Source organism: Roseateles sp. (assembly GCF_049240545.1).
Classification (GTDB): domain Bacteria; phylum Pseudomonadota; class Gammaproteobacteria; order Burkholderiales; family Burkholderiaceae_C; genus Paucibacter_A.
Genome location: NZ_JBMLSK010000374.1, coordinates 1 through 22,971 on the forward strand (window position 1 = coordinate 1; position 22,971 = coordinate 22,971).

The 22,971-nt window shown below is 63.9% G+C and carries 20 protein-coding genes, 1 pseudogene and 1 riboswitch; of the genes and pseudogenes, 15 read left to right on the top strand and 6 right to left on the bottom strand.

What is annotated here, in order from left to right:
• The 7 genes and pseudogenes from ACOVRJ_RS22555 to ACOVRJ_RS22585 all read left to right on the top strand — a co-directional run.
• Positions 1-1,062 (top strand): annotated as a pseudogene (locus ACOVRJ_RS22555) (MFS transporter); the annotation flags it as partial.
• Between the two features lie 74 nt (positions 1,063-1,136).
• Entirely contained in the window at positions 1,137-1,409 is a 273-nt protein-coding gene (locus tag ACOVRJ_RS22560) for a hypothetical protein (RefSeq protein ID WP_422046066.1), read from the top strand.
• Between the two features lie 317 nt (positions 1,410-1,726).
• Positions 1,727-1,849, top strand: coding sequence for a hypothetical protein (locus ACOVRJ_RS22565; protein WP_422046067.1), 123 nt, complete (start codon positions 1,727-1,729; stop codon positions 1,847-1,849).
• A gap of 8 nt (positions 1,850-1,857) precedes the next feature.
• On the top strand, positions 1,858-2,850 hold the full coding sequence (locus tag ACOVRJ_RS22570; protein WP_422046068.1) for a TerC family protein: 993 nt from the start codon (positions 1,858-1,860) through the stop codon (positions 2,848-2,850).
• A 127-nt stretch (positions 2,851-2,977) separates the two neighbouring features.
• Positions 2,978-3,208: a hypothetical protein gene (locus ACOVRJ_RS22575; protein WP_422046069.1), complete on the top strand. Its 231-nt coding sequence runs from the start codon at positions 2,978-2,980 to the stop codon at positions 3,206-3,208.
• Positions 3,209-3,382: 174 nt separating this feature from the next.
• Positions 3,383-5,149 (top strand): DUF1800 domain-containing protein, encoded by a 1,767-nt coding sequence (locus ACOVRJ_RS22580; RefSeq protein ID WP_422046070.1) that lies wholly within the window; start codon positions 3,383-3,385, stop codon positions 5,147-5,149.
• Between the two features lie 8 nt (positions 5,150-5,157).
• Positions 5,158-6,546, top strand: coding sequence for a DUF1501 domain-containing protein (locus ACOVRJ_RS22585; protein ID WP_422046071.1), 1,389 nt, complete (start codon positions 5,158-5,160; stop codon positions 6,544-6,546).
• A 45-nt stretch (positions 6,547-6,591) separates the two neighbouring features.
• Here the strand turns inward: ACOVRJ_RS22585 and ACOVRJ_RS22590 are convergent, their stop codons facing one another.
• Both ACOVRJ_RS22590 and ACOVRJ_RS22595 read right to left on the bottom strand, forming a co-directional pair.
• Positions 6,592-7,152, bottom strand: coding sequence for a YbhB/YbcL family Raf kinase inhibitor-like protein (locus tag ACOVRJ_RS22590; protein ID WP_422046072.1), 561 nt, complete (start codon positions 7,150-7,152; stop codon positions 6,592-6,594).
• Positions 7,153-7,409: 257 nt separating this feature from the next.
• Positions 7,410-7,880: an Lrp/AsnC family transcriptional regulator gene (locus ACOVRJ_RS22595; RefSeq protein ID WP_422046123.1), complete on the bottom strand. Its 471-nt coding sequence runs from the start codon at positions 7,878-7,880 to the stop codon at positions 7,410-7,412.
• 503 nt (positions 7,881-8,383) lie between these two features.
• Here ACOVRJ_RS22595 and ACOVRJ_RS22600 point away from each other — a divergent pair.
• Both ACOVRJ_RS22600 and ACOVRJ_RS22605 read left to right on the top strand, forming a co-directional pair.
• Complete coding sequence (locus ACOVRJ_RS22600; protein WP_422046073.1) at positions 8,384-9,184, top strand: S1/P1 nuclease; 801 nt, start codon at positions 8,384-8,386, stop codon at positions 9,182-9,184.
• An 83-nt stretch (positions 9,185-9,267) separates the two neighbouring features.
• A complete protein-coding gene (locus ACOVRJ_RS22605) occupies positions 9,268-9,837 on the top strand; it encodes a hypothetical protein (RefSeq protein WP_422046074.1) in 570 nt (189 codons plus the stop codon).
• Between the two features lie 27 nt (positions 9,838-9,864).
• Here the strand turns inward: ACOVRJ_RS22605 and ACOVRJ_RS22610 are convergent, their stop codons facing one another.
• Positions 9,865-11,130 (bottom strand): nitronate monooxygenase, encoded by a 1,266-nt coding sequence (locus ACOVRJ_RS22610; RefSeq protein WP_422046075.1) that lies wholly within the window; start codon positions 11,128-11,130, stop codon positions 9,865-9,867.
• A gap of 216 nt (positions 11,131-11,346) precedes the next feature.
• On the bottom strand, positions 11,347-12,447 hold the full coding sequence (locus ACOVRJ_RS22615; RefSeq protein ID WP_422046076.1) for an ABC transporter substrate-binding protein: 1,101 nt from the start codon (positions 12,445-12,447) through the stop codon (positions 11,347-11,349).
• Between the two features lie 149 nt (positions 12,448-12,596).
• Here ACOVRJ_RS22615 and ACOVRJ_RS22620 point away from each other — a divergent pair, with 149 nt between their 5' ends.
• From ACOVRJ_RS22620 to ACOVRJ_RS22630, 3 genes are read left to right on the top strand one after another with little or no spacing between them, the layout of a single operon-like run.
• Positions 12,597-13,898, top strand: coding sequence for a UDP-N-acetylglucosamine 1-carboxyvinyltransferase (locus tag ACOVRJ_RS22620; protein ID WP_422046077.1), 1,302 nt, complete (start codon positions 12,597-12,599; stop codon positions 13,896-13,898).
• 11 nt (positions 13,899-13,909) lie between these two features.
• A complete protein-coding gene (locus ACOVRJ_RS22625; protein ID WP_422046078.1) occupies positions 13,910-14,818 on the top strand; it encodes a TIGR02285 family protein in 909 nt (302 codons plus the stop codon).
• Positions 14,815-15,738, top strand: coding sequence for a pseudouridine synthase (locus tag ACOVRJ_RS22630; protein ID WP_422046079.1), 924 nt, complete (start codon positions 14,815-14,817; stop codon positions 15,736-15,738). Before ACOVRJ_RS22625 ends, ACOVRJ_RS22630 begins: the two co-directional genes overlap by 4 nt.
• On the opposite strand, the gene ACOVRJ_RS22635 is transcribed toward ACOVRJ_RS22630, so the two are convergent.
• A complete protein-coding gene (locus ACOVRJ_RS22635) occupies positions 15,735-16,256 on the bottom strand; it encodes a 6,7-dimethyl-8-ribityllumazine synthase (protein ID WP_422046080.1) in 522 nt (173 codons plus the stop codon). The two genes, ACOVRJ_RS22630 and ACOVRJ_RS22635, sit on opposite strands and share 4 nt — an antisense overlap.
• A gap of 112 nt (positions 16,257-16,368) precedes the next feature.
• Positions 16,369-16,528: riboswitch (FMN riboswitch) on the bottom strand.
• Between the two features lie 54 nt (positions 16,529-16,582).
• The gene (locus ACOVRJ_RS22640; RefSeq protein ID WP_422046081.1) at positions 16,583-20,875 is read right to left on the bottom strand and encodes a DEAD/DEAH box helicase; all 4,293 of its coding nucleotides are present in this window, start codon (positions 20,873-20,875) and stop codon (positions 16,583-16,585) included.
• A gap of 255 nt (positions 20,876-21,130) precedes the next feature.
• On the opposite strand from ACOVRJ_RS22640, the gene ACOVRJ_RS22645 reads away from it, so the two are divergent.
• The 3 genes from ACOVRJ_RS22645 to ACOVRJ_RS22655 all read left to right on the top strand — a co-directional run bounded on the left by ACOVRJ_RS22645 (position 21,131) and on the right by ACOVRJ_RS22655 (position 22,964).
• Positions 21,131-21,904 (top strand): MBL fold metallo-hydrolase, encoded by a 774-nt coding sequence (locus tag ACOVRJ_RS22645; protein WP_422046082.1) that lies wholly within the window; start codon positions 21,131-21,133, stop codon positions 21,902-21,904.
• Positions 21,905-22,230: 326 nt separating this feature from the next.
• Entirely contained in the window at positions 22,231-22,674 is a 444-nt protein-coding gene (locus ACOVRJ_RS22650; protein ID WP_422046083.1) for a pilin, read from the top strand.
• 59 nt (positions 22,675-22,733) lie between these two features.
• The gene (locus tag ACOVRJ_RS22655; RefSeq protein WP_422046084.1) at positions 22,734-22,964 is read left to right on the top strand and encodes a hypothetical protein; all 231 of its coding nucleotides are present in this window, start codon (positions 22,734-22,736) and stop codon (positions 22,962-22,964) included.
• The last annotated feature ends 7 nt before the right edge of the window (positions 22,965-22,971 follow it).

Genomic DNA, 22,971 nt, shown 5'->3' on the forward strand with positions numbered 1-22,971 from the left:
GCCTTCAAGAAGATGAAGGAAGAGGGCCGCACCTCCAAGGCTCCGCTGAGCGAAGCCTTCGGCAACTGGAAGAACGGCAAGATCGCCCTCATCGCGCTGTTCGGCCTCGTTGCAGGTCAGGCCGTGGTTTGGTACACGGGCCAGTTCTACGCGCTGTTCTTCATGCAAAACGTGATCAAGGTCGACAGCTTCACGGCCAACGTGATGGTGGCTTGGTCCTTGATCCTGGGTACCGGCGGCTTCCTGTTCTTCGGCGCGCTGTCTGACCGCATCGGCCGCAAGCCCATCATTCTGGCCGGCTGCCTGCTGGGTGCCGTCACCTTCCTGCCGGTGTTCAGCTTGCTGACCAAGACAGCCAATCCCGCGATCTACCAAGCGCACCAGACGCCCGTCTCGGTGACCGTGAACAAGGAAGACTGCTCGTTCCAGTTCAACCCCACGGGAACGGCCAAGTTCACGTCGTCTTGCGATATCGCCAAAGCACAGTTGGCGCGTACCTCGGTGAACTACACCACCGTGGAAGGCGCAGCGCCTGGCACGCTGGCCGTGGTGAAGGTCGGCGAAACCTCCATCCCGTCGTATGACGCGGGCAAGCTGGCCGGCGACGATTTGAAGAAAGCCAAGGCCTCGTTCGACGGCGCGCTGAACGCGGCGTTGAAGCAGGCGGGTTACCCGATGGTCCCGGCCGACAACAAGACCATTGCCAAGGCCCAGCACTTCTTCGACATCTTCACGGCGCAGAAGCTGACGATCATCGCCATCCTGACCTACCTCGTCATCTTGGTGACCATGGTCTACGGCCCGATCGCCGCGATGCTGGTGGAACTGTTCCCGACCCGCATCCGTTACTCGGGCCTGTCGCTGCCGTATCACATCGGTAACGGTTGGTTCGGTGGCCTGATGCCGGCGACCGCCTTCGCGATTTCGGCGCAGACCGGTAACATCTACTCGGGCCTGTGGTACGCCATCGTGGTGGCCGTCATGACGTTGGTCATCGGTGCGCTGCTCGTGCCGGGTGGTACCCACAAGAAGGATATCTTCGCCGGCGACGGCGGCCGATAAGCCCATCTCGAGCGCCGGGCCGTGGTTTCCTTGAAGCCACGGCCCGGTGTGCATTTGACAAGGGAGATGCCGTTTTGACCGATCTCGTGTTTTCGCAATTGACCGACCTTTTCCGCATTGGACTGATCATCGCCCTCGTGGTCACGATGCAGAGAACCGCTGCGGTGACAGGGCGCGTCCTGCCACTGATCTTGGGTGTGGTGTTCGTGGCGGTCATGATCCCCGCCACCATGCCTAGCGGCTCGGGAAGTCTGACCCACGCCGTCCTTGCCGGGCTGGTGTCCAACTCGATCATCTTGATACCCGTGCTGGCCGGTGCGCGGCTGATCGCGCGACTGCGGCGCTGAACGCCCGGGCGAGGGTTCCCTCTGCCCCTTGAAGCTGTTGACCGGGTTCGCCCCGCTCCAGCGAACACTGACGCTCTCAAGCGTCCATGCGGGCTGCCCCGCCTCGGTGAGCGCTGCGCTCGCCATTTCCAGCCCTTCAGCGGCCTGTGTCAAACCGCCTTTCGGGGTGCCGACCCAGTCTTCATAGCGAAGACGGTCGTTCAATAGGTGTGTTCCGGTGCGGAAAAGCCGAAGTTGAACTGCGCGTTGATCTGGTTTGTTTGAATCGGAAAGATCCCCACACTCCGACTCACCCGAACATCTCAGAGAGAACGATCATGTCCTACGCCCTCAGCGGCCGCCCCCTTGTGACCCTGCTTGCGCTGTGTCGCCACGATGGAAGCGGCAAATTCGGGGCCAAGGCCGGCCCCTCGCTGGTCGTTGTTGCCCAAATCCTCTGAGGTCAATCATGGACTTTCTGCATCCTTTCCTGATGGCCGACTTCCTGGGCAAGCCCGCTTGGGTCTGGCTCACCTTCGTGGGTATCGTCGTTGCGCTGCTGGCGTTCGACCTGGGCGTTCTGCACAAGGACGATCACGAGATCGGCGTGCGCGAAAGCCTGCTGCTGTCGGCCGGCTACATCAGCGTGGCCTTGCTTTTCGGCGCCTGGGTCTGGTGGTATCTGGGCGCGCAAAGCGGCATGGACTATTACACCGGCTTCATGATCGAGAAGTCGCTGTCGATGGACAACGTCTTCGTCATTGCGCTGATCTTCAGCTTCTTCGCCATCCCGCGCCAGTACCAGCACCGGGTGCTGTTCTGGGGCATCTTGGGCGTGATCGTGCTGCGCGCGATCATGATTGGCTTGGGTGCGACGCTGGTCAGCCAGTTCAGCTGGGTGCTCTACCTGTTCGGCGCCTTCCTGATCTTCACCGGCATCAAGATGTGGATCATTGCCGACCACATGCCCGACATCGCGAACAACCCGCTGCTGAAGTTTCTGAAGCGGAAGATGCGCGTGACCGAGGGCCTGCGTGGCAATGCGTTCTGGGTGCGCGAGACCGACCCCAAGACCGGCAAGCTGGAGCGTTTCGCGACGCCCTTGTTTCTGGCCTTGGTGCTGGTCGAGTTCGTCGATCTGATCTTCGCGGTCGATTCGGTGCCGGCCATCTTTGCGATCACCACCGACCCCTTCATCGTCTACACCAGCAATATCTTCGCGATCCTGGGTTTGCGCGCGCTGTACTTCGCGCTGGCCGCGATGATTCACCGCTTCAAGTACCTGAAGTACGCCCTGGCCTTGGTGCTGGTGTTCATTGGCAGCAAGATCTTCCTGGTCGGCATCATCGGCAAGATCCCTGCGGTGATCTCCTTGAGCGTGACCTTTGGCTTGATTGCCGGTGGCGTGCTGGTGTCGCTGTGGAAGACCCGAGGGGAGCCTGCCGTGGCCGAGTCCCCGTGACGCGGCCGACCGCGTCAGGTGTGTTCACTCTGGGTGGGGCTTGCCAATTGGCAAGCTGCCGCTAGCGGCTCTGCTCAATGGGCTGGTAGAAACAAAACAAGCGGCCGTTCTGACCCAAGGTTCGCCCATGAAACCCTCTCCCTTGCGCCGCCTGCTGACCCAGCGCGGCGCTGCCAAGCCCGAGCAGGCCCAAGCCCGTGCGCTGATCGCGGCCATTGACGCGGGCGGCATTCCGCTGCATCCGGCCAAGGTGAATCAGATCGCGCGGGAACTGGGGCTGGAGGTCTCTCGGGATGCGCCGGTGGAGGCCACGATTGCCCGCATCCGTGCTTTGCTGAGTCGCTCCGACCGGGCTTGAACGGCGTAGGCCGGGCGGCGAGGTTTCGCTCAGGTTTCCGCAGGTAAAGAAGCACAAAGCCGATCGCTTCAGCAGTGCCCAGCGTGTGCTAATGCCCGCAGGCCAGCGTTGTTCCGTTTGAGAATGACAGCAGGCCAAGAGCCTTGGCCCCGTTGATTGAGGATACCCACTGCCATGCCCACGCTCACCGACGCCCCCTTGCCATCGGCCGCACCCTGGGCTGCAGCCGATGGCCCGGTCAACCCGGCTTTGCCTTTGGCGAAGACGCCGCCTTCTGATGCAGCCGCGCAGGCGCTGGCCCTGGCGGCGACTGCGGCTGCGCTGAGCGCCTGCGGAGGCGGAGGTGGTGGTGCAGAAGCACCCGCCCCTGCGCCCGCGCCCGCGCCAGCCCCACCGCCGCCTGCACCGGCCCCGCCCCCCGCTGCACCGACCGACGCCGAAGCGGCCCGCTTCCTGGCGCAGGCCACGTTTGCCGCCCATCGCAATGAGATCGATGCCGTCAAGACGCAGGGCTATGCGGCTTGGTTGGATGCACAAATGGCCTTGCCGGTCAGCAGCCCGCACTTCGACTGGATGATGGCCAAGGGCTATGCGGTGGTGGACAACCGCAACAGCTTTGCCGGGGTGGACAACACCTTGTGGCGCAAGCTGCTCAGCGCGCCGGACAGCCTGCGCCAACGTGTGGTGCTGGCGCTCAGCGAGATCTTTGTGGTCTCGATGGCGGGTCTGCCCGTGACTTGGCGGGGCATGGCGGTGGCGGCCTATGTGGACATGCTGGAGCAACGCTGCTTTGGCAGCTATCGCGAATTGCTGGACGGGGTGACGCTCTCATGTGCCATGGGCGTGTACCTGAATATGCGCGGCAACCAAAAGGAAGACGCTGCCACCGGGCGTGTGCCGGATGAGAACTATGCGCGCGAGGTGATGCAGCTCTTCACCATCGGCCTGGTGGAGCTGAAGCTCGATGGCAGCCCGGTCTTGGACGGCAGTGGCAAGGCCAAGGAGACCTATACCCAAACCCACATCACCGAGCTGGCGCGGGTCTTCACCGGCTGGGATTTCGATGGTGCCAGCGCCACCGACCCGGCGTTCATGCGCAAGCCGATGGTGCACAACGCCGCCAAGTTCTCGAGTGGTGCCAAGAAGGTCTTGAATGTGGACATCGCGTCCAGCGCGACAGGTCCGCAGGCCTTGAAGACGGCCTTGGATACCCTGGCCGATCATCCCAATGTGGGACCCTTTATCGGCCGGCAACTGATTCAACGCCTGGTCTGCTCCAACCCGAGCCCGGCCTATGTGCAGCGGGTGGCCACGGTGTTCAACAACAACGGCGCCGGGGTACGTGGGGACCTCAAGGCCGTGATCAAGGCGGTTCTGCTGGACAGCGAGGCGCGCAGCGTGGCCACGGGCAATAGCGGCGGCAAGCTGCGCGAGCCGCTGCAGCGTTTCATCCAATGGGGCCGTAGCTTTGCCCTCAGCTCGCCCAACGAGCTTTGGAACATCGGTGATACCAGCAACCCGGCAACTCGCCTGGGGCAGAGTCCGCTGCGCAGCCCCTCGGTGTTCAACTTTTTCCGTCCCGGCTATGTGCCGCCCAACTCCGTACTGGGCAGCAACAACATCACCGCGCCGGAGTTTCAGCTCTGCAATGAAAGCTCGGTCGCCGGCTACCTGAACTTTTTGCAGACGGCCATTGGCAGCGGCGTGGGCGAGCTCAAGGCCAGCTACACCGCCGAGCTGGCGCTGGCGTCCGATGCCAACGCCTTGGTCAATGATTTGGCACTGCGTTTGAGTGGCAACACCTTGTCCAGCGCCACCCGCAGCACCATTGCGACGGCGGTAGGTGGCATTGCCGCCAGCACCGATGCGGGCAAGCTCAACCGCGTGCAAGCCGCCATCCTGCTGGTGATGGCCTGCCCCGAGTACCTGATTCAAAAGTGAGGCCGGCCATGACGACGAACGCTCTCAAGCAATTGCAGCGGCGCGAATTCATGCGCCGCAGCTCGGCCTTGGCCTTGGCAGGCAGTGCTGCGCCTTGGGCGCTCAGCCTGGCCGGCATCGGCGAGGCTGCGGCGGCCGCCGCGCCCGGCGACTACAAGGCCTTGGTCTGTGTGTTTCTCTACGGCGGCAACGACTATGCCAACACCGTCATCCCCTATGACGCCGCCAGTTACAACAGTTATGCCAACATCCGCCAAACCATCGCGACGCCGCGCGATCAGCTGGCCGCCACCGCACTGAGCCCCAGTGTTGCCTTGGCCGGAGGGCGGCAGATGGCCTTGGCGCCTCAGATGGGCAAGCTGAAAGCCATCTTTGATGCGGGCCGCTTGGGGGTGTTGTTCAACGTTGGCACCTTGATGCAACCCACTACCTTGGCGCAGTACAAGGCCGCCAGCGTGCCGCTGCCGCCCAAGTTGTTCTCGCACAATGACCAGCAAAGCGTTTGGCAGTCCAGCCTGCCGGAAGGTTCCACCTCGGGTTGGGGTGGGCGCATGGGCGATCAGTTCTTGGCGGCCAACGGCAACGCCACCTTCACCTGCATCAATGTTTCGGGCAATGCGGTTTTCATGGCGGGCCAGCAGGCGGTGCAGTACCAGCTGTCGAGCAGCGGCGCGGTGGCCATCAACGGTATCAGCAGGCCCCTGTTTGGTTCCCAGGCCTGCGCGGATGCCCTGCGCAGCCTGATCACCGCCGATCGCAGTCACTGGATGGAGCAGGAGCTGAATCGGGTGGTCAGCCGCTCGGTCAGCGCGCAGTCCATTGTCAACGGCGCGCTGGCCAGCCTGCCGGCGCTGGCGACTCCGTTTGACAGCAGCAGCGGCCTGAGCAGCCAGTTGCAAATGGTGGCCAAGCTGATCGCCGCCCGCAGCACCCTGGGCGCCAGCCGGCAGGTGTTTTTTGTCTCCATCGGCGGCTTTGACCTGCACGATTTCTTGCCCACCCAGCATCCTGGCCTGCTCAGCACCATCAACGACGCCTTGGCCAGCTTCTATGACGCCACAGTGGAGTTGGGCGTGGCCGACAAGGTCACCAGCTTCACCGCCTCGGACTTTGGGCGCACGCTGACCAGCAATGGCGACGGCTCCGATCACGGCTGGGGCAGCCACCACATGGTGATGGGCGGCGCGGTCCAGGGTGGGCGTTTCTACGGCACGTTGCCCTCGGCCACCTTGGGCGGGCCGGAGGACGTGGGTCAGGGGCGTTTGTTGCCCAGCACTTCGGTGGATCAATTGGCGGCCACGCTGGCGACCTGGATGGGCGTCAGCGCCTCCGAGTTGCCGCGCGTCCTGCCGCAGATCAGCGGCTACAGCCAGCGTGATCTGGGCTTCTTCGGCTGAGGCAGCCCGCCTCAAGCTGAGGGGGCTCGGCTCAAGCAGCGCGCTTTACTTGGCCTTGGCTCGGCCGTACTTCGCCGTGAAGCTCGCCTTGCCCAAGGCGTTGGCGTTGATCATGTAGCCGGCGAGTGCAGCGGTGACGTCGGCGGGGATATCGAGCTTCTCGACCTTCAGCGCGTGCACCGTGAAGATGTAGCGGTGCGGCTTGTCGCCTTGCGGAGGGCACAGGCCGCCCCAGCCGGCCACGCCATAGTCGATGCGCACATGGCTGGCGCCCTTGGGCAAATTGGCGCCGCCTACAGCGCCGGCGTCGGGCTTGAGTTCGTTCACATCGGCGGGCAGGTTGATGACGGACCAGTGCCACCAGCCGGAGCCGGTGGGGGCGTCGGGGTCATACACCGTCACGGCGAAGGATTTGGTGCCGGCCGGTGCGCCGCGCCATTGCAGGGCGGGTGATTTGTTCTCGCCGCTGCAGCCGAAGCCGTTGAACTCGAATTTGGCGTCCATCAGGCTGCCCGGCTTGATGTCGGGGCTGCTGAGCTGGAAGCCGGCGGCTTGGACGAGGGAGGCGGCGCCGAGCAGGGCGCTGGCAATCAGGGTGTGTTTCATGCGTGACCTGGTTCCAATCAAAAGCGGAGCCGCCATGTTGCGTCAGCTATGAAAAATTCGCTAGCCCAAGGTTTTGCGAATGTCAGGGTGGACTCGCACCCGCAATCAGTGGACGTTGGCCCAGTCAATGGCGAAAAACTTTCGTTGTGGTCGTTTGCTCGGCTAAATCGAGCGATTGCAGGCAGACGCCCACGCAAGCCCCGAGCCCGGCTTGCCCAACCCGAAGCAAGCGAATCGGGTCGCCTTCGTTGGCCGATCTACAGGCTACTCACCGGCAAGGCCGTGCGACTCACCACCTGCCGCATGACAAAGCTTGAATGCACGCCGGTGACGCCTTGGATACGCGTTAGCTTGCCCAGCAGCAGGGCTTGGAAATGGTCCATATCGCGCACCACCAGCTTGAGCTGGTAGTCGGCTGCCTGGCCGGTGATGAGCAAGCACTCCAGCACCTCGGGCAGCACCTGCACCGAGGCCTCGAAGTTGGCGAAGCGCTCGGGCGTGTGCTGGTCCATGGAGATGTGCACCAAGGCCATCAGGCTCAGTCCTAGCTTTTTGGCGTCCAGCAGCGCGCGGTAGCCGGCGATCAGGCCGCTTTCTTCCAGCGCGCGGACACGCCGCAGGCAGGGCGAGGGCGAGAGGCCGACGCGGTCGGCCAGGTCTTGGTTGTTGATGCGCCCGTCGTGCTGCAAAACCTCCAGGATCTGGCGGTCGATGCGGTCTAATTCCATGTGCATGCCTTAGTTTTGATGGTTTGAGCAATTTTCTGCCAAACACGGCCGAGTTTTTGCCATCTTCGCAATTTTCTGCTCAGGCGGGCTGCCTACACTGAATGCATGGGTTCTACACAAACCCACTGTCTTGCGCAGCAGGCCGACGCCACACCTCCGCCGGCCCAGGGATGAACGCTCACCGCTTCGTCATCCAGCCCTGCCGCCTTTGAAACCCCAGCCGCCACAAGCGCCTGGGGTTTTTGCGTTTCAGGGCTCAGCGCTTGATCACCTGGCCGACCTGAGCCAGAAAGTGCTTTGGCACAATCCGGCCCGGCCGCAGCTTGTTCTGGCAGTGGTTGAAGCGACAAGCCTGTGCGACGGAGGCTTGGCCCCGGTTTCTCTTTCGTTTTCTCTGTTGTGCTTTTTGAAGTCCGCCGCCCTTGTTGTCTCCTTTGAATTTGTCTGCGCGCCCTCGGTTCCCGTGGCGCGCTTTCTTGGCTCTGGCCCTGCCCTGTTCTCTGATGCAAACCTTGGAGGTGCAAGCCTGGGGCGCCGATGGCCACCGTTTGATCGCCCGCGTGGCCGAGCAGCAACTCAGCCCGGCGGCGCGCGCCGAGGTTGATCGCCTGCTGGCGCTGGAGCCGGGCAGCAGCTTGGCCTCCATTTCTACCTGGGCCGATGAGCACCGCTCGCCGCAAACCGGCCGCTGGCATTACGTCAACTTTCCACGCGATGCGGCTTGCACTTACGAGCCGCAGCGAGATTGCGAAGACGGCGCCTGCGTGGTCGAGGCCATTCAGCGGCAGCGGGCTGTCTTGCAAAGCACGGCGCCGGATGAGCAGCGCCTGAAGGCTCTGAAGTACGTGGTGCATCTGGTGGGCGATGTGCATCAGCCCTTGCATGCCGGCTTTGCCGACGATCGCGGCGGCAATAGCTATCAGGTGCAGGGTTTCGGGCGCGGCTCGAATCTGCATTCGCTGTGGGACTCGGGCCTGATTTTGAACCGCCCCGGCGGCGCGCTGGCTCTGCAATCGCAGCTGGCCGCGGAGGCGTCCAATGCCGCCGGCACGCAAGCCAAAAAGCCGGCCTCTCAGCAAAGCCCGGCCTTGCAGCGCTCGCAAGTGATGGCCGCCGCACGCGCTGAGGCCGAGCCCGCCTTGTGGGCGCAAGCCTCTTGCCAGATCGCCAGCGCAGCGGGCTTCTACCCTGAGGGGCACAAGGTCGATGAACGCTATGCCCACGGCCATGACGCGACCCTGTTGGCGCAGCTGACGGCCGCAGCCCGGCGCCTGGCCACGGTCTTGAACGAGAGCTTGCGCTAAGCACTGTTCGATACAGGGCGGTTTCTGTCCTGATGGCCTCCTAAAGTGAACGCACCCTTTTCACTTCAAAGGAGTGCCTGATCATGGAAAGCACCGCCACCGACCCTCAACGCCGCAATCTGCTGCAGGCCGCAGCCGCCACGCTGGCCGCTGCGGGCCCGCTGAGCCTGGGCTCGGCCAAGGCCGCCAGTCAGCCTCCCGCCGCCACCGGCAAGCCCGGCGACTTTGATTTCTTGAGCGGCGAATGGCGCATCAAAAACCGCCAGCGTAAGAACGGCGTCTGGGAGAGCTTTGAGGGCGAGGCCACGGTCTTCGGCATTCTGGCCGGCAGGGCCAGCATCGAAGAGCTGCGCATTCCTCAGCGCAATTTCAGCGGCATGGGCTTGCGCCTGCTAGACCCGGAGAAAAAGCTCTGGGCCGACCACTGGGTCAATAGCAAAAGCGGTGTGCTGACGCCGCCACCTGCCTGGGGCAGCTTTGTGCAAGGCGTCGGCACTTGGGACTCGGACGACCAGGACGGCGACACACCCATCATCGTGCGCGGTGTCTGGGATCGCATCACCCCCCGCAGCTGCCGCTGGTATCAGGCGGTATCGCGAGACCAGGGCAAGAGCTGGGAAGAAAACTGGCTGATGGATTGGACGCGGGTCTGAGTTGACCCGCGCCCGCCGCCCTCGTCTTTAGGCCGTGACCGCCAACTCCGGCTCAGGCAGGGCGACGCGGTTGTCGGTGCTGAACTGGTAGTCCTTGAACACATGCTCGGCCGTCAGCAGCTGGTAGCTGCCATCGGGGTTGCGATGCGTGGTGTCTTTCAGGCGCCAGGTCAGCTGGCCGCAGGTCCAGATGTCGAAGTTGCGCATATGGGTGCACAAGCAGGTCTTGTCCTGCACCTTGACGCGGCGCTCGCCGGGATGCGCCGCCACTTCGCGGTTGTAAGAGCTGATGTAGGCGCACTTGCCATTGGCATCGAGCAAATAGCCATAGGCCTCGCAGTTCGGGCGGATGCCGTCACCGATGCCGGGGCTGGAGGTGATCATGCGCATCGGGTAGCCGGTGGGCGAGATCTCGTTGACCTCGATATCGCTCTCGCTGGCTTTGAAGTACTCCTGCTTGATGTCGTCCGGCAGGCCGCATTCGCGGGTGACGGTGAAGCGCGTGGCGACCTGCACGCCAGAGGCGCCCAGTTCCAGGAAGCGCACCGCATCGCTGCCGGTGAAGATGCCGCCGGCGGCGATCAGCGGGATCTCCAGCTTCTCGGCCAGCAGGTATTGGTGAATCTCGGTGACGATGGTGGCCAGGTCGTACTCGGCCCAGTCCATGCCAAAGCCCAGGTGGCCGCCGGCCAGCGGGCCTTCGATCACCACATAGTCGGGCAGGCGGTTCAAGCGGCTGTTCTTCTTCAAAAACAGCTGCAGCGCGCGCAGCGAGGACACGATGATGCCCAGCTTGGCTTCGCGAAAGCGCGGGTGATCGGCGATCAAGGCGAACGAGCCCAGATGCAGGCCGGCCGCCAGGGTGATGCCGTCAATGCCGGCGTCCAGCGCCGAGTTCATGCGCACGGCCAGCGTTTCCTTCGGCCCGTTCATCGTCAACTTTTCCATGCAGTTGATGAAGATCAGACCCTTGCCCTGCTTGCGCGACATGGTGTGTTCCACATGCGCGCGTGTGGCTTCGGCCAGGTGCTCCAGATTGAACTTCACTTCGGACTTGTCTTCCGAGGCGACGTTGTACTGGTACTGCGCCTGTTTGGCCTTGACGTATTTGGTCTTGTAGCGGCGGTCGGTGACGGTATTGACCATCGCGTCGGAGATATGACCGATACCGCCGAGGCGCGCGGCCTCCAAAGCCAGGTCGGAGGAGGAGATATCGACTCCCATGCCTCCAATCACGATGGGCACCAACTCATGGCGACCCAGGCGCAGGCGGAAATCATCCAGACGTTTCATCGAATTCAACTTTCGAGCACAGGGCTCAGGGCAAGGTCAAAAAAGCAGCGCGCATTAGGCGGGAAGTTGCCGCGGGCCAGTACGCGTTACATCAAAGCTTCATCAAATAGATGGCCGACTCTAAAACGGCCGCCGGGGCGGATTTTGCCTGTTTCCCAGCGAGGGTCATGTTGACCCCATTCCGCTCAGGCGCTTTCTTGCGTTTGGAGTCGCTGTTCAGCGCGAGGCGGGCTTGGCTTGACTGAGCACGTCCTTGGTCCAGGACTGTGCCAGCTTCTTGGCTTCCCAGGCCCAGATGAAGGGCTTCACGGCCCGGGCCTTGCGGTACTGCGCGGGGTCAAGCAGGGCCTGGCTGATGGCGGGGGGCAGCTTCAGATGATCGAGACGAATCGGCCGTGCAAAGCCGCGGGCGAGATGGAGTTGCCCGGCGTCGCTGAAGATGAACTCGCGTGTCAGCAGGGCAGCATTGGGGTGCGGGGCATGCTTGTTGATGAGGGTGGTGTAGCCGCTGGTCACCGAGCCGTCGGCAGGAATCAAGACCTCAAAGTCGCGCGGCCGGTTCAGGCGCTCGCGCAGGCCCAGGGCCAAGAAGTCCCAGGTGATGTAGACGTCCGCAACGCCCGCTTCCACCCGCGCTTGGGAGGGGCCTTGCGTTAACAGCAGGCCCCGGGCGGCCAGTCGGGCGAAGCGCCCCAGCGCGGGCTTGAGTTCTTGCTCATGGCCGCCGAGTGCAATCGCCGCCGCCAGCACGCCGGCGCTGGCCAGGGCCGAGGAACCGACTTCGCCCACCAGCACCTTGTGGCCGCGCTCGAACAGCTCGGCCCAGCTGCGCGGCACGCCGCGTTCCGCGCTGCGTCGCGTGTCGACCAAAAAGGCCACGGTGCCGGTATAGGCCAGGGCCCAGAAGCCCTCGCTGTCCTTGGCCCATTCGGGAATCTGCGCCCACTGGCTGGGCTTGTGGGGTCGACTGATGCGGCGACCCCGGGCGATGGCCCCGTACTCAAAGCCGACATCGGCAAGATCCAGCGTGGCCTTCGCGCCCTCGGCTTCCATCCGTTCCAAGCTTTCGGCGCTGGTCAGATTCCAATCCCGGTGTTGGATGCCGTAAAGCCGCTTCAGGTCCGCCCAACTGGCCTCCCAGTTGGCCCAGGTATTGGGCATGCCGGCACTGTGCAACCAGCCCTCGCTGCGGGCCGCGGCTTCGATCTCCGCCAAACCGGGACTGAGCTGCCCATGAGCCCCACCCGAGCGCAGCGCAGCCGCCCAGGCCAGGGCGGCGGAAGGCAGCAAGAGCGACTGACGGCGGTTCAGACTCATGGTGATGCGAGGGGCTCAAGAGGTGTCGGCGCGGCGTCGCAGCGTGGAAGCAGCGTAGCATCGATGGCGCTGAAAACCCACGCTCGCAGGCCTTGATCCTGGCCTGCGTCGATAATCTCCGCTTCTGTCTCGCGCCCCCCATTGTTTTCATGTCGAATCTGATCGTTCACGGCGGCACGCCCTTGGCGGGCCGCATCATCCCTTCCGCCAACAAGAACGCTGTATTGCCCATTCTGTGCGCCACCTTGTTGACGGCCGAGCCGGTGCGCTTGCGCGGGGTGCCCGAGATCACCGATGTGAAGAAGATCCTCGAGGTCTTCCGCAATCTGGGCAGCTCGGTGGAGATCGACTACGCCAGCGGCGTGCTGGATGTGCACCACCGCAACACGCATTTCGACGCCGCCACCGACCGCCTGCCGGAAGAAATGCGCTCCAGCATCATGTTGGTGCCGGGCCTGATGGCGCGCTTTGGCAGCGCCCGGATTGAAGACGATGTGACCGGCTGCACTTTGGGCGTGCGCGAGATCGACCCGCATGTGGAGGTGTTTCAGCGCTTCGGCGCCGAGGTCGAGCGCCACAGCGATGGCTTGGTCTTGAAGGTGGCGGGCAAGCTGCGGGCGAATGACCACTGGACCGACTACGCCTCGGTTACCACCACCGAGAACTTTGTGCTCTGCGGCGCGTTGGCCCAGGGCCGCTCGACGCTGATGAACGCCGCCTCCGAGCCGCATGTGCAGGAGTTCTGCGCTTTTCTGAAGATGCTGGGCGCCAAGATCGAGGGCCTGGGCACCTCGCGCCTGACCATTGATGGCGTGGAGCGCCTGGGCGGCGGTGAGTTCACCTTTGCCGAAGACTTCCATGAGATCGTCACCTTCCTGGCCCTGGGTGCTATCACTGGCGGCCGGGTCGAGGTGCGTAACTCCACGCCCGAGCAGTTCCCGCTGATCGACCGCACTTTTGCCAAGTTCGGCGTGCAGATCATTCATGAGAACGGCTGGTCGCGCTCGGTCACGAACGGCCCCTTGAAGGTCAAAGAACCCTTCACCCGCAATATCTTGCAAAAGGTCGAGGCGGCGCCCTGGCCTTATCTGCCGGTGGATCTGTTGCCGATCTTTGTCGCCCTGGGCGTCAAGGCCGAAGGCAGCGTGATGTTCTGGAACAAGATCTATGACGGCGCCATGGGCTGGACCTCGGAGCTGAGCAAGTTCGGCGGCCACGCCTTCTTGTCCGACCCGCACCGCATGGTCACCTTTGGCGGCAAGCCCATGCACCCGGCCGAGGTGGAGAGCCCTTACATCATCCGCGTGGCCATTGCCCTGCTGATGGTGGCAGCCAGCATTCCGGGCAAGTCGGTGATCCGCAACGCCACGCCGATCCGCCGCGCGCATCCGCGCTTTGTCGAGAACATCTGCTCGCTGGGCACTCGCATCGAGTGGGTGGACGGCGACTGAGTCCTTGCTGCATGCGCCTCTTGCCTTCCCTTCTGCGCTCCGGCCTGCTGCTTGCAGCGCTGAGCTTTGCGGCGCCTGTGCTGCATGCGGGCGGGTCGACCATGCGCTGGTTCGTGCAAGATGCGCCACCGCTGTTCAGCTTTCCAGGAGGACAAGCGCCCCGGCGGGCCGCTGACCTGGGGGACGGCGAAATCGACGGCTTCTTGCGCCTGTTGATTGCAGAGTTGCCGCAGTACCGGCACGAGTTCTTTGACGCCACCTTGCCCCGCTTTGAGTTGATGGTGAAAAGCGGAGAAACCGTGTGCTCGCCCTTGCACAAGCGCAGTCCAGATCGGCTCAAGGATCGCTTCTTCACCCCCATGATTCCCTGGCTGGCCTCGAACCAACTCTATGTGGTGCTTCGACGCGACCAAGCCGAGAAGTTCTCCGATCTGGGTTCGCCGATCTCCCTCAGTGAACTGCTGCAGCGACAAGATTTGAACGGCTTGTTGGCCCGTGACCGATCCTATGGGCGGCAGATTGATCAGCTCTTGCAGAGTTCGAACCAAGAGCGCGTACAGACCTTGTCGGTTCGCAAAGGCGCCCAACTGCTGGCCATGCTGCGCGCCAAGCGCATGGACTACACCTTGGAGACGAAGTCGGAAGTCAGCGCCTATGTCGATGAAGGGCCAGACGATCTGCTCATGTTGCCCATCAAAGAGAGTCAGATGGACAGCCTGCGCTACATCTCCTGCAGCCGCAATGCCCAGGGGCGCGCGCAAATCGAGGCCATAGACCGCGCGATTCGCAAGATGGCCGCCGATCCACAGCGCGAGACTTGGTTGCGCACTTGGTTGGGCCCCAGTTCGGACGCGCAGGAGCGTCGGCGCCTGCTGCGCTATTTTGATGAGCGTGCGCGCGGCGGGCCGCAGATCGAATGAGCCGTGCGTTCGGTCCGGCCTTGCCCTTGCGTGATGGCGTCAGTGTCAGCGCCGTAGCCCTGCCGCAGACAGGGCCCTGGCGCCTGATGCTGGACTTTCTGGACCAACGTATGCCGCAGGTGACGCGAGCGGTCTGGGTCCAGCGCATGCAGAGTGGCAGCGTGTTCGGTGAGCAGGGTCAAGTCTTGCCGGTCGATGCTTGCTATCGCGGCGGAGGGCGCATTTTTTACTACCGCGAACTGGCCGCCGAACCGCCCATCCCTTTCGCCGAGACGATTCTTTTTCAAGACGAGCATCTGCTGATCGCCGACAAGCCGCACTTTTTGCCGGTTACGCCTAGCGGCCGTTATGTGCAGGAAACCTTGCTCACGCGGCTGAAGCGCCGCACCGGCCTGGCCGATCTGAGCCCGATTCACCGCATCGACCGCGAGACCGCCGGCCTGGTGGTGTTTTGCATCCAGCCCGAGCAGCGCGGCGCCTACCAAGCGCTGTTTCGCGAGCGCTTGGTGGACAAGGTCTACGAATCGATTGCCCCTTTCAAGCCTGAACTGAGCTTGCCGCTGACGCGTCGCAGCCGCCTGCAAGAACGCAGCGAGGCTTTTATGCAGATGGAAGAGGTCGAGGGCGCCTGCAATGCCGAGACACGGGTGACCTTGCTGGAGCGCTTGACGGATGACACTGGTTTAGCGCGTTATGCGCTCTACCCCAGCACCGGCCAAAAACACCAGCTGCGCGCGCACATGAACGCCTTGGGCCTGCCGATTGTTGGCGACCGCATCTATCCCGACTTGTTGCCGGTGGAGCAAGAGCCGGACTTCAGCCGGCCCTTGCAACTGCTGGCCCGCGAGCTCAGCTTTGTGGACCCGATCAGCGGCGAGTCGCGCCGCTTCACGAGCCGTTTGCGACTGGCCTTTCCTTAGGCTTGCAAAGCAGCCAAGGCCAAACGCGCGCCCAGCGTTTGCATGCAGGCCTGCGCCGCCTCGCGGCCTTTCTTGACGAAGTGCTCGCTGAAGTAGCGGCGGTGCTCTTCATGCTCATGGAAGTGATGCGGCGTCAGTACCGCCGAGAACACCGGCACACCGCTGTCGAGTTGCACCCGCATCAGGCCGTCGATCACTGCCGTGGCGACAAAGTCGTGGCGGTAGATGCCGCCGTCCACGATGAGGCCGCAGGCGATCACCGCATCAAAGCGGCCGCTCTCCGCCAAGGTCTTGGCGTGCAAGGGGATCTCGAAGGCGCCGGGCACCTCGAAACAATCGATCTGATCGGGCGGCAGGCTATGGGCTTGCAACTCGGCCAGACAGGCTTCGCGCGACTGGCCGACGATGTCGGCATGCCAACCGGCCGAGATGATGGCCAGGCGAATGGAGGATGCCCTGGCCTTGAATAGGCCGAGTGGCGAGGGGGACTTGCTATCGTTGTTGAATCGCTGATTCATGCTTGACCTTTGAGGTGTGGGACATAAATCAGGGCGCGCGAAAACGCAGCGGCGCCACCCCGCCCCAGGCCTTCTTTCGAAAACCCGAGCCGGTGCGGCGCTGCCGAGAGCATCGCGTTTCTCTTTCATCCGGACTGTGACCGTCGGCTCTGGCATCGCACCAGATCTGCTGACCCTTGGCCGGGTCGGAACTCGGCCAAGGCGCTCGCGGGCTCTCATGCCAAGGCATGAATACCGCCGGTGGGGAATTTCGCCCCGCCCTGAGAACGCTGCGCCGTCCTTGCGAGACGGCGCGGGGCGATTCTAGGGGATGGCTGTGGGCACGCTCAGCCGCGCAGCAGGGCCGCCAAGGCCTGCGCATCCAGCACCGTGGCCTCGTCCTGCCCTTCCAAGATGCCATCGGCCAGACCGCGTTTTTCGCGGTGCAGATCGATGATGCGCTCTTCCACCGAGCCGGCCGTCACCAAGCGGTAAACGGTGACCGGGCGCTTCTGGCCCATGCGGTGGGCGCGGCCGGTGGCTTGGTCTTCGGCGGCCGGGTTCCACCAGGGGTCGACGATCAAGACATAGTCGGCCATGGTCAGGTTCAGGCCAAAGCCGCCCGCCTTCAGGCTGATCAAAAACACCTCGCCCTCGCCGCGCTGGAAGGCCGCCACCCGCTTGCTGCGCTCAGACGCCGGGGTGCTGCCGTCCAGGTATTGGTACTTGACGCCCATGCTGTCCAGGCGCTCGGCCAGCAGCTTCAGATAGTCGGTGAACTGGCTGAAGACCAGGGCCTTGTGCGAGCCGTCGACCAGTTCGCGCACGATGCTTTCAAACTCGGCCAGCTTGGAGCCGACCAGGCCCAACTCCGGCGCCACCAAGCGCGGGTCACAGGCGGCGCGGCGCAGCCGCATCAGCTCGGCCAAGACCTGCATCGGTGCCGGCTGGCCGCTGCTGGCGGCGGCGCTGACGGCTTCTTGCGCCGAGCGCCGCAGTGCCTCCAAAAAGTTGCGCTCCTCGGTGCTGGGCTGCACGAGGTGAACAATCTCGGTGCGCGGCGGCAGGTCTTGCAGCACCTGGGTTTTGGTGCGGCGCAGCAGGAAGGGCGAGACCAGGCGGCGCAGGCGCTGCCGCACCACCGCATCTTGGTGCTTCTCAATCGGCGTGGCAAAGCGTTCGCTGAACTGCGGGCTGCTGCCCAAGAGGCCGGGGTTGATGAGGTTCATGATGGACCAGAGATCGGCCAGGCGGTTCTCCACCGGTGTGCCCGACAAGGCCAGCCGGAAACCGGCCTTGAACTCGGCCACCGATTTGGCGCGCTTGGTGGCGGCGTTCTTCAAGGCCTGCGCCTCGTCCATCACCAGTGTGGCCCAGTCCTTGCCGGCAAAGACTTCGGCATCGATCTGTGCCAGCGCATAACTCACCACCAGCACGTCACCCGGCCCGGCTTCTTGGACCAGGGCGGCGCGGGCTTCGGCGTCAATGGCCTCGCCATAAATCGAGCAGCGCAGACCGGGCGCGAACTGCTGCGTCTCGGCCAGCCAGTTGCCACACACCGAGGTCGGCGCCAGCACCAGGGCCGGGCCCAGCTCGGCCCGGTCGACCAGCAACGCCAAGGTCTGCACCGTTTTGCCCAAGCCCATATCGTCGGCCAGGCAAGCGCCCAGGCCGGCTTGGGCCAGGCGGCTCATCCAGACGAAGCCTTCCAGCTGATAGCTGCGCAATTCAGCGCGCAGGCCGGCCGGCAGCGCGGGCTGCAAGGCGCTGGCGCTGGCCAGGGCATCCATGCGGGCCTGCCAGGGCGAGTCGCCCTCGACCGCCATATCGATCAGTGTTTCGTCCAGCCAGGAGGCCACCGCGTGGGGCAGCTGCAGCTGGTCTTTCTTGGCCTGGCCCAGCGCGTCGAGGTCGCGCAGCTGCTGGCGCAACTGTTCGCTCAAGGCCAGGTACTCGCCCTCACCCAGGCGCACAAAGCGGCTGCGCGAGGCGCGCGCCAAGTTCAGCAGCTCTTGCAGGCCGATGACGCGACCCTCGTCCATTTGCGCCTCGCCATTCAGCGCCAGCCAGTCGCGGCCGCTGCTGACCTGCACCCGCATCTGCGTGCTGTCCAGTGGCTTGACGCGCAGCGGCTTGCCCTTGGGCCAGTCGAGCGCGGCAATGCCGGGCAGGCTGGGCAGCACTTCGACCACGCGCAGCGCCTCTTCGGCATCGGCCAGCTGCCAGGGCGATTCTGGCCCCAGCTCGGGGTCCAAAAAGGGCAAGGCCTCCAGCACCGCGCTGCGGGTGGCGGCCTCAGCGGCCAGATCGCGCTCGGTGGCCAGGCTCAGGCCTTCGTGCATGCACATCAGGCGCTCGCGGCCACGCCCCGGCGTGACGGCGGGGCCAAAGCTGCCAAAGGGTTGGGCCACCAGCTGCAGCTGCAAGCCCTCGCCCAGCGGCAGCAGGCGCGCGCGCAAGCGGCTGTCGCCCGGCACTTGCTGGCCGGCCTCGGCGTCGCTGTGCAGCTGGAACAAGCCGCTCAAGACCTGCAAGGCCGCGCCCAACTCGGCGCTGGCGCTGGTGGGCACCGACCAACCTTGCGCCACCAGCTCCGCCACCCGGCGCTGGGCGCTGCTGATGCGGATCAGGCGGGCACGCTGCGGCCCATCCCGCACGATGCGCAAGGCATCGCGCTTGGCGCTCTCGGTCTCATGGCTGTTGCCAAAAAAGCCGAACAGCCGTGGCGGCTCCACGCCCACCAAGGGCGGGTGGATTGAAAACTCAAACTGCTCTTCGCCGGCCACGCCCGCTTTGTTCGGTCGGCGCAGCACTTCCAGCTCCGGTTGGGCTTCCACCAACTCCACCCATTGGCCGGGCGCATCGGCAAACATCACCGCCGGGTGGCCGATCAGGGCGACCACGCCTTGCGAGGCATCGATCTGAAAGCTGTTGACGCCGCCATAAGGGCTGCGTTCGATATGGCGCAGCACCGCGTTGTCGCGCGCGCTGGCGGCGCCGTTTTTCTTCAGCCGGCTCAAGGGCACCGGCTTGAACTTGGTCACGCCGCGGGCGCTTACGCTGCGCTCCAGCGGTTCCAGGTCTTGCATACGGCCTTGCGGGTCCAGCGTGATTTGCCAGGCCAGCTCCGTGCTGCTGGCGGCGGGCTTGGCGGCTTTTTCCTCGCCCAGCGAGGCAATGGCGGCCAGGGCATCGCGCCAGGGTTCGCGCGGTGCACCGAGGAAGTTTGCGGGAGGCTTGACGCCATTCAGCGCGAGCGGCGGCAGCTCGATCTCCAGCCGCGCCGCTGCGGCAGCCACCCAAATGGCCAGCCACAGCTGACCGCTGCTGTGCAGGCGCTTCACCACGGTTTGTACGCTTGCGGCGCTCCAGCCCTCGGCCGCCTTGCCGGCCCAGGCTGCCAGCAGCAGGCGATCGGCGGCGGCGCCCAGGCTGTGCTCGCGCAACTCCAGCGCCGGCTGATAGGCCAGGCAGTCGGGGTCCAGGCTGTCCTCGCCCAAGCGGGTGCCGATCACATGGGCCCAGCGTCCCCATTGCTCATGCGGCGAAGGGCTGCGCGAGCCCGATTCGGCGATACAAAACTTGCGCGCCGTGGTCCAGACTTTGGGCTCGGCTTGCGCGAGCAGGCACAGCACATAAATGCGCGCGATCGCATCATCGAGCGCGCCCCGGCGGGCGCCGCTGAGCTTGCGCAGCTCTTTCATCACGGCTTCGAAGGTGGTGGCGGCTTCGGCCCATGCGCCGCGCGCGGCCTGCTCGCAGGCGGCAAACATGGGCACGCTGGGGCCTTGCAGTCCTTCGAGCAGGCGGTGCATGCCCTCGAAGTCCAAGGCCTGCACCCGCGCCTCGGCCAAGCGGCCGCGCAGCTCCGGCGCCACCGACATCGGCTCGGCCTTGAAGCTCGATTCCAGCCATTGCGCCATCAAATGGGCGCGCGGGTCGGTGGGTGGAAGCATGGCCAAAACATGGGCCAGCAGCTTGCCGCGCAGTTCCGGGTCGATCTTGCCAATGGCCTGCGGCAGCCAGGGCTGGCTGATGGCTTGCAGCATGACCAGCGGGGAGAGGAGATCCTGCAAATGGGTCGAGACCTGGCGGTCAAACTCGACCCGTTTGACGCCCGAATGGATGTAGAGGCGCAGCAGGCTGACTTTTTCTTGATCGCTGCGGTAGCTGATCCAGGCCAGTTCGCGCCGGACATCGCCGTAGCCGCCACCATAAACCCAGGCCAGGCAGCGCCAGTACTGCGCTGCCTCGGGGCGCAGCAGCAGAGTCTGCAGCCGTTCGGCATTGGCCTGCAAATCGGCCACATAGCCGCGGCCGGCGACGATCTCGGCCATGCCTTGATCCTGCAAGGTTTGCAGGCAATGTGTCACCTGCGGCAGCTGAAAGGGCTGATCGCCGCCGCTGCCCTGGTGCTTGACACCGAGGGCCTGCATCCATTGGCAAAGACCTGCCGCGCCGCGAGCACCATCGGTCAGCAGCAAGGCGTCGAGCACCGCCTGCACATCCTCCGGCTGCGGCGGGGCGACGTCGGGCTTGCTGGGAGGGCGTTGTTTCAAGCCTGACTTGATCGCATGCGCACGTTCCACCAGTTCTTCTTTGCTGAACCCACTCAAGCCTCCCAAGCTTGTGAACTGCATCGGGTCAGGAATGAGGCGGGGAGGTTTCTTGGCCATGGCGTGTCGAGATGCTGGATCGCGCAGTATGCCAAGTGCGCTCGGCGGTGCCGCGCTTGTGAAGCAAGTCACAGCTTCGGGCAGTCTTGCCGATGCGCTTGGCGGCTGGCGCCCAAAGCCGGTAATGCTCCCTTGCGCGGCGCCCGCCTGCCATTAAAGTGGTGTCTTCCGCTGCGGCTGCGTGCCCCGGCACGCTTTACCGCAGCAAAGTCCTCTGTCATGAAAATACGCGTTCTTGGTTGTTCCGGAGCTATTGCAGCCGGTTTCAAGACCACCGCCTTCTTGCTCGATGATGACGTCTTGATCGATGCCGGCACCGGCGTGGGCGATCTGTCTTTGCAAGAGTTGGTGCGTATTGACCATGTGTTGGTCAGCCACTCGCATCTGGACCACATCCTGTCCATCCCCTTGCTGGCCGACACGGTCTTGCGGGAGCGCGAGGCCGCCGGCCGTCCACCGATCCAGGTGCACGCCCTGCCCGAGACCTTGCAGGCCATGCGCCAGCACATCTTCAACGGCGTCATCTGGCCCGATTTCACCCGTTTGCCCAGCCCCGAGCGCCCGGTGCTGAGCCTGCATCCCTTTGAACTCGGCCAAACATTGACATTGGGCAGCCGCGAGATCGAGGTCTTGACGGCCGCCCACACGGTGCCAGCGGTCGGCTTTGCGGTGCATGGCGCGCAGGGCAGCTGGGTCTTTACCGGCGATACCGGGCCGAATCCGGCCTTGTGGCAACGACTGGCCAGCCTGTCGATCGCCCATTTGGTGATCGAAACCGCCTTTGGCGATGATGAGGCCCAACTCGCCCGCGTCAGCCGGCATCACTGCCCCGCCAGCCTCGGCCCCGAGTTGGCGCAGTTGACCGGCAGCGTGGCGGTGCACATCACCCACATCAAGCCGGGCGAGGGCCGGGCGGTAATGGGCGCGGTCGCAGCCTTGCAAACACCGCATCGCATCCGCGCCTTGCAGGCTGGGGATTTGATGGAGTTTTGAGCGGCAGTTTTTGCAGCTTGAATTTCAAAGGCATCGTCATTCCGGCGATGCCTTTTTTCATTTCAGGCCGCTGCACTTGACCCACCTCGACCGAAATGCCCCTCAGCCATGACTTTTCCCACCCTCAAGAGCGACAAATATGGTCAGTTTTCTAGGCTTCGGCCGATCCTGTCGGTCGGGCTGACAAAAATTGTCAGATCTTTGGCGCTGGCACGCCGAGAAGCGTGACAAAGCGCACGAAGTTTTCGGCCCAAGAGCCTGGCACGACCCCTGCATTCAGGGGGGGTGTCTCTACCCCTCAACACCCCTCTCCAGGAGTTTCCGTCATGAACATGAAGCGCATCCAACAAGGTTTCACCCTGATCGAACTGATGATCGTCGTGGCCATCATCGGCATCTTGGCAGCCGTGGCGTTGCCGGCTTATCAGGATTACACGACCAAAGGCAAAATGTCAGAAGCTACGGCTTTGGCTGCTACTGCGATCAAAAACATCAATTTGGCGTTTAATGATGGAAGTCTCAGCACTGCTACTGACAACACCGCACTCGGTATGGCGGCGGCAACTGCTATTAACGGTAAGTATGTAGCTTCGGTGACTGCTGCAGGTACAAGTGCGACAGCTGGCACCGTGACTATCGTTCTGCAAGGCTTCAATGACGCCGCGATTGACGCCAAAAATATTGTCTACACCGTCAGTTGCACGGCTGGTGCATCTTGTAAGACCACTGTAGGTGGCAGTATTCCGGCTAAGTACTTGCCGAAGACCTGATAGCTCGCAAGTAAGATTTGTGTGAATGAAGGGCGGTCTGAAGAGACCGTCCTTTTTCATTGGTGATCGAAACCGCCTTTGGCGACGATGAAGCGCAACTCGCTCGCGTCAGCCGGCATCACTGCCCCGCCAGCCTCGGGCCAGAGTTGGCGCAGTTGACCGGCAGCGTGGCCGTGCACATCACCCACATCAAGCCGGGCGAGGGCGAAGCGGTGATGAGCGCCGTGTCGGCACTTGAAACCCCGCATCGCATCCGCGCCTTGCAGGCTGGGGATTTGATGGAGTTTTGAGCGGCAG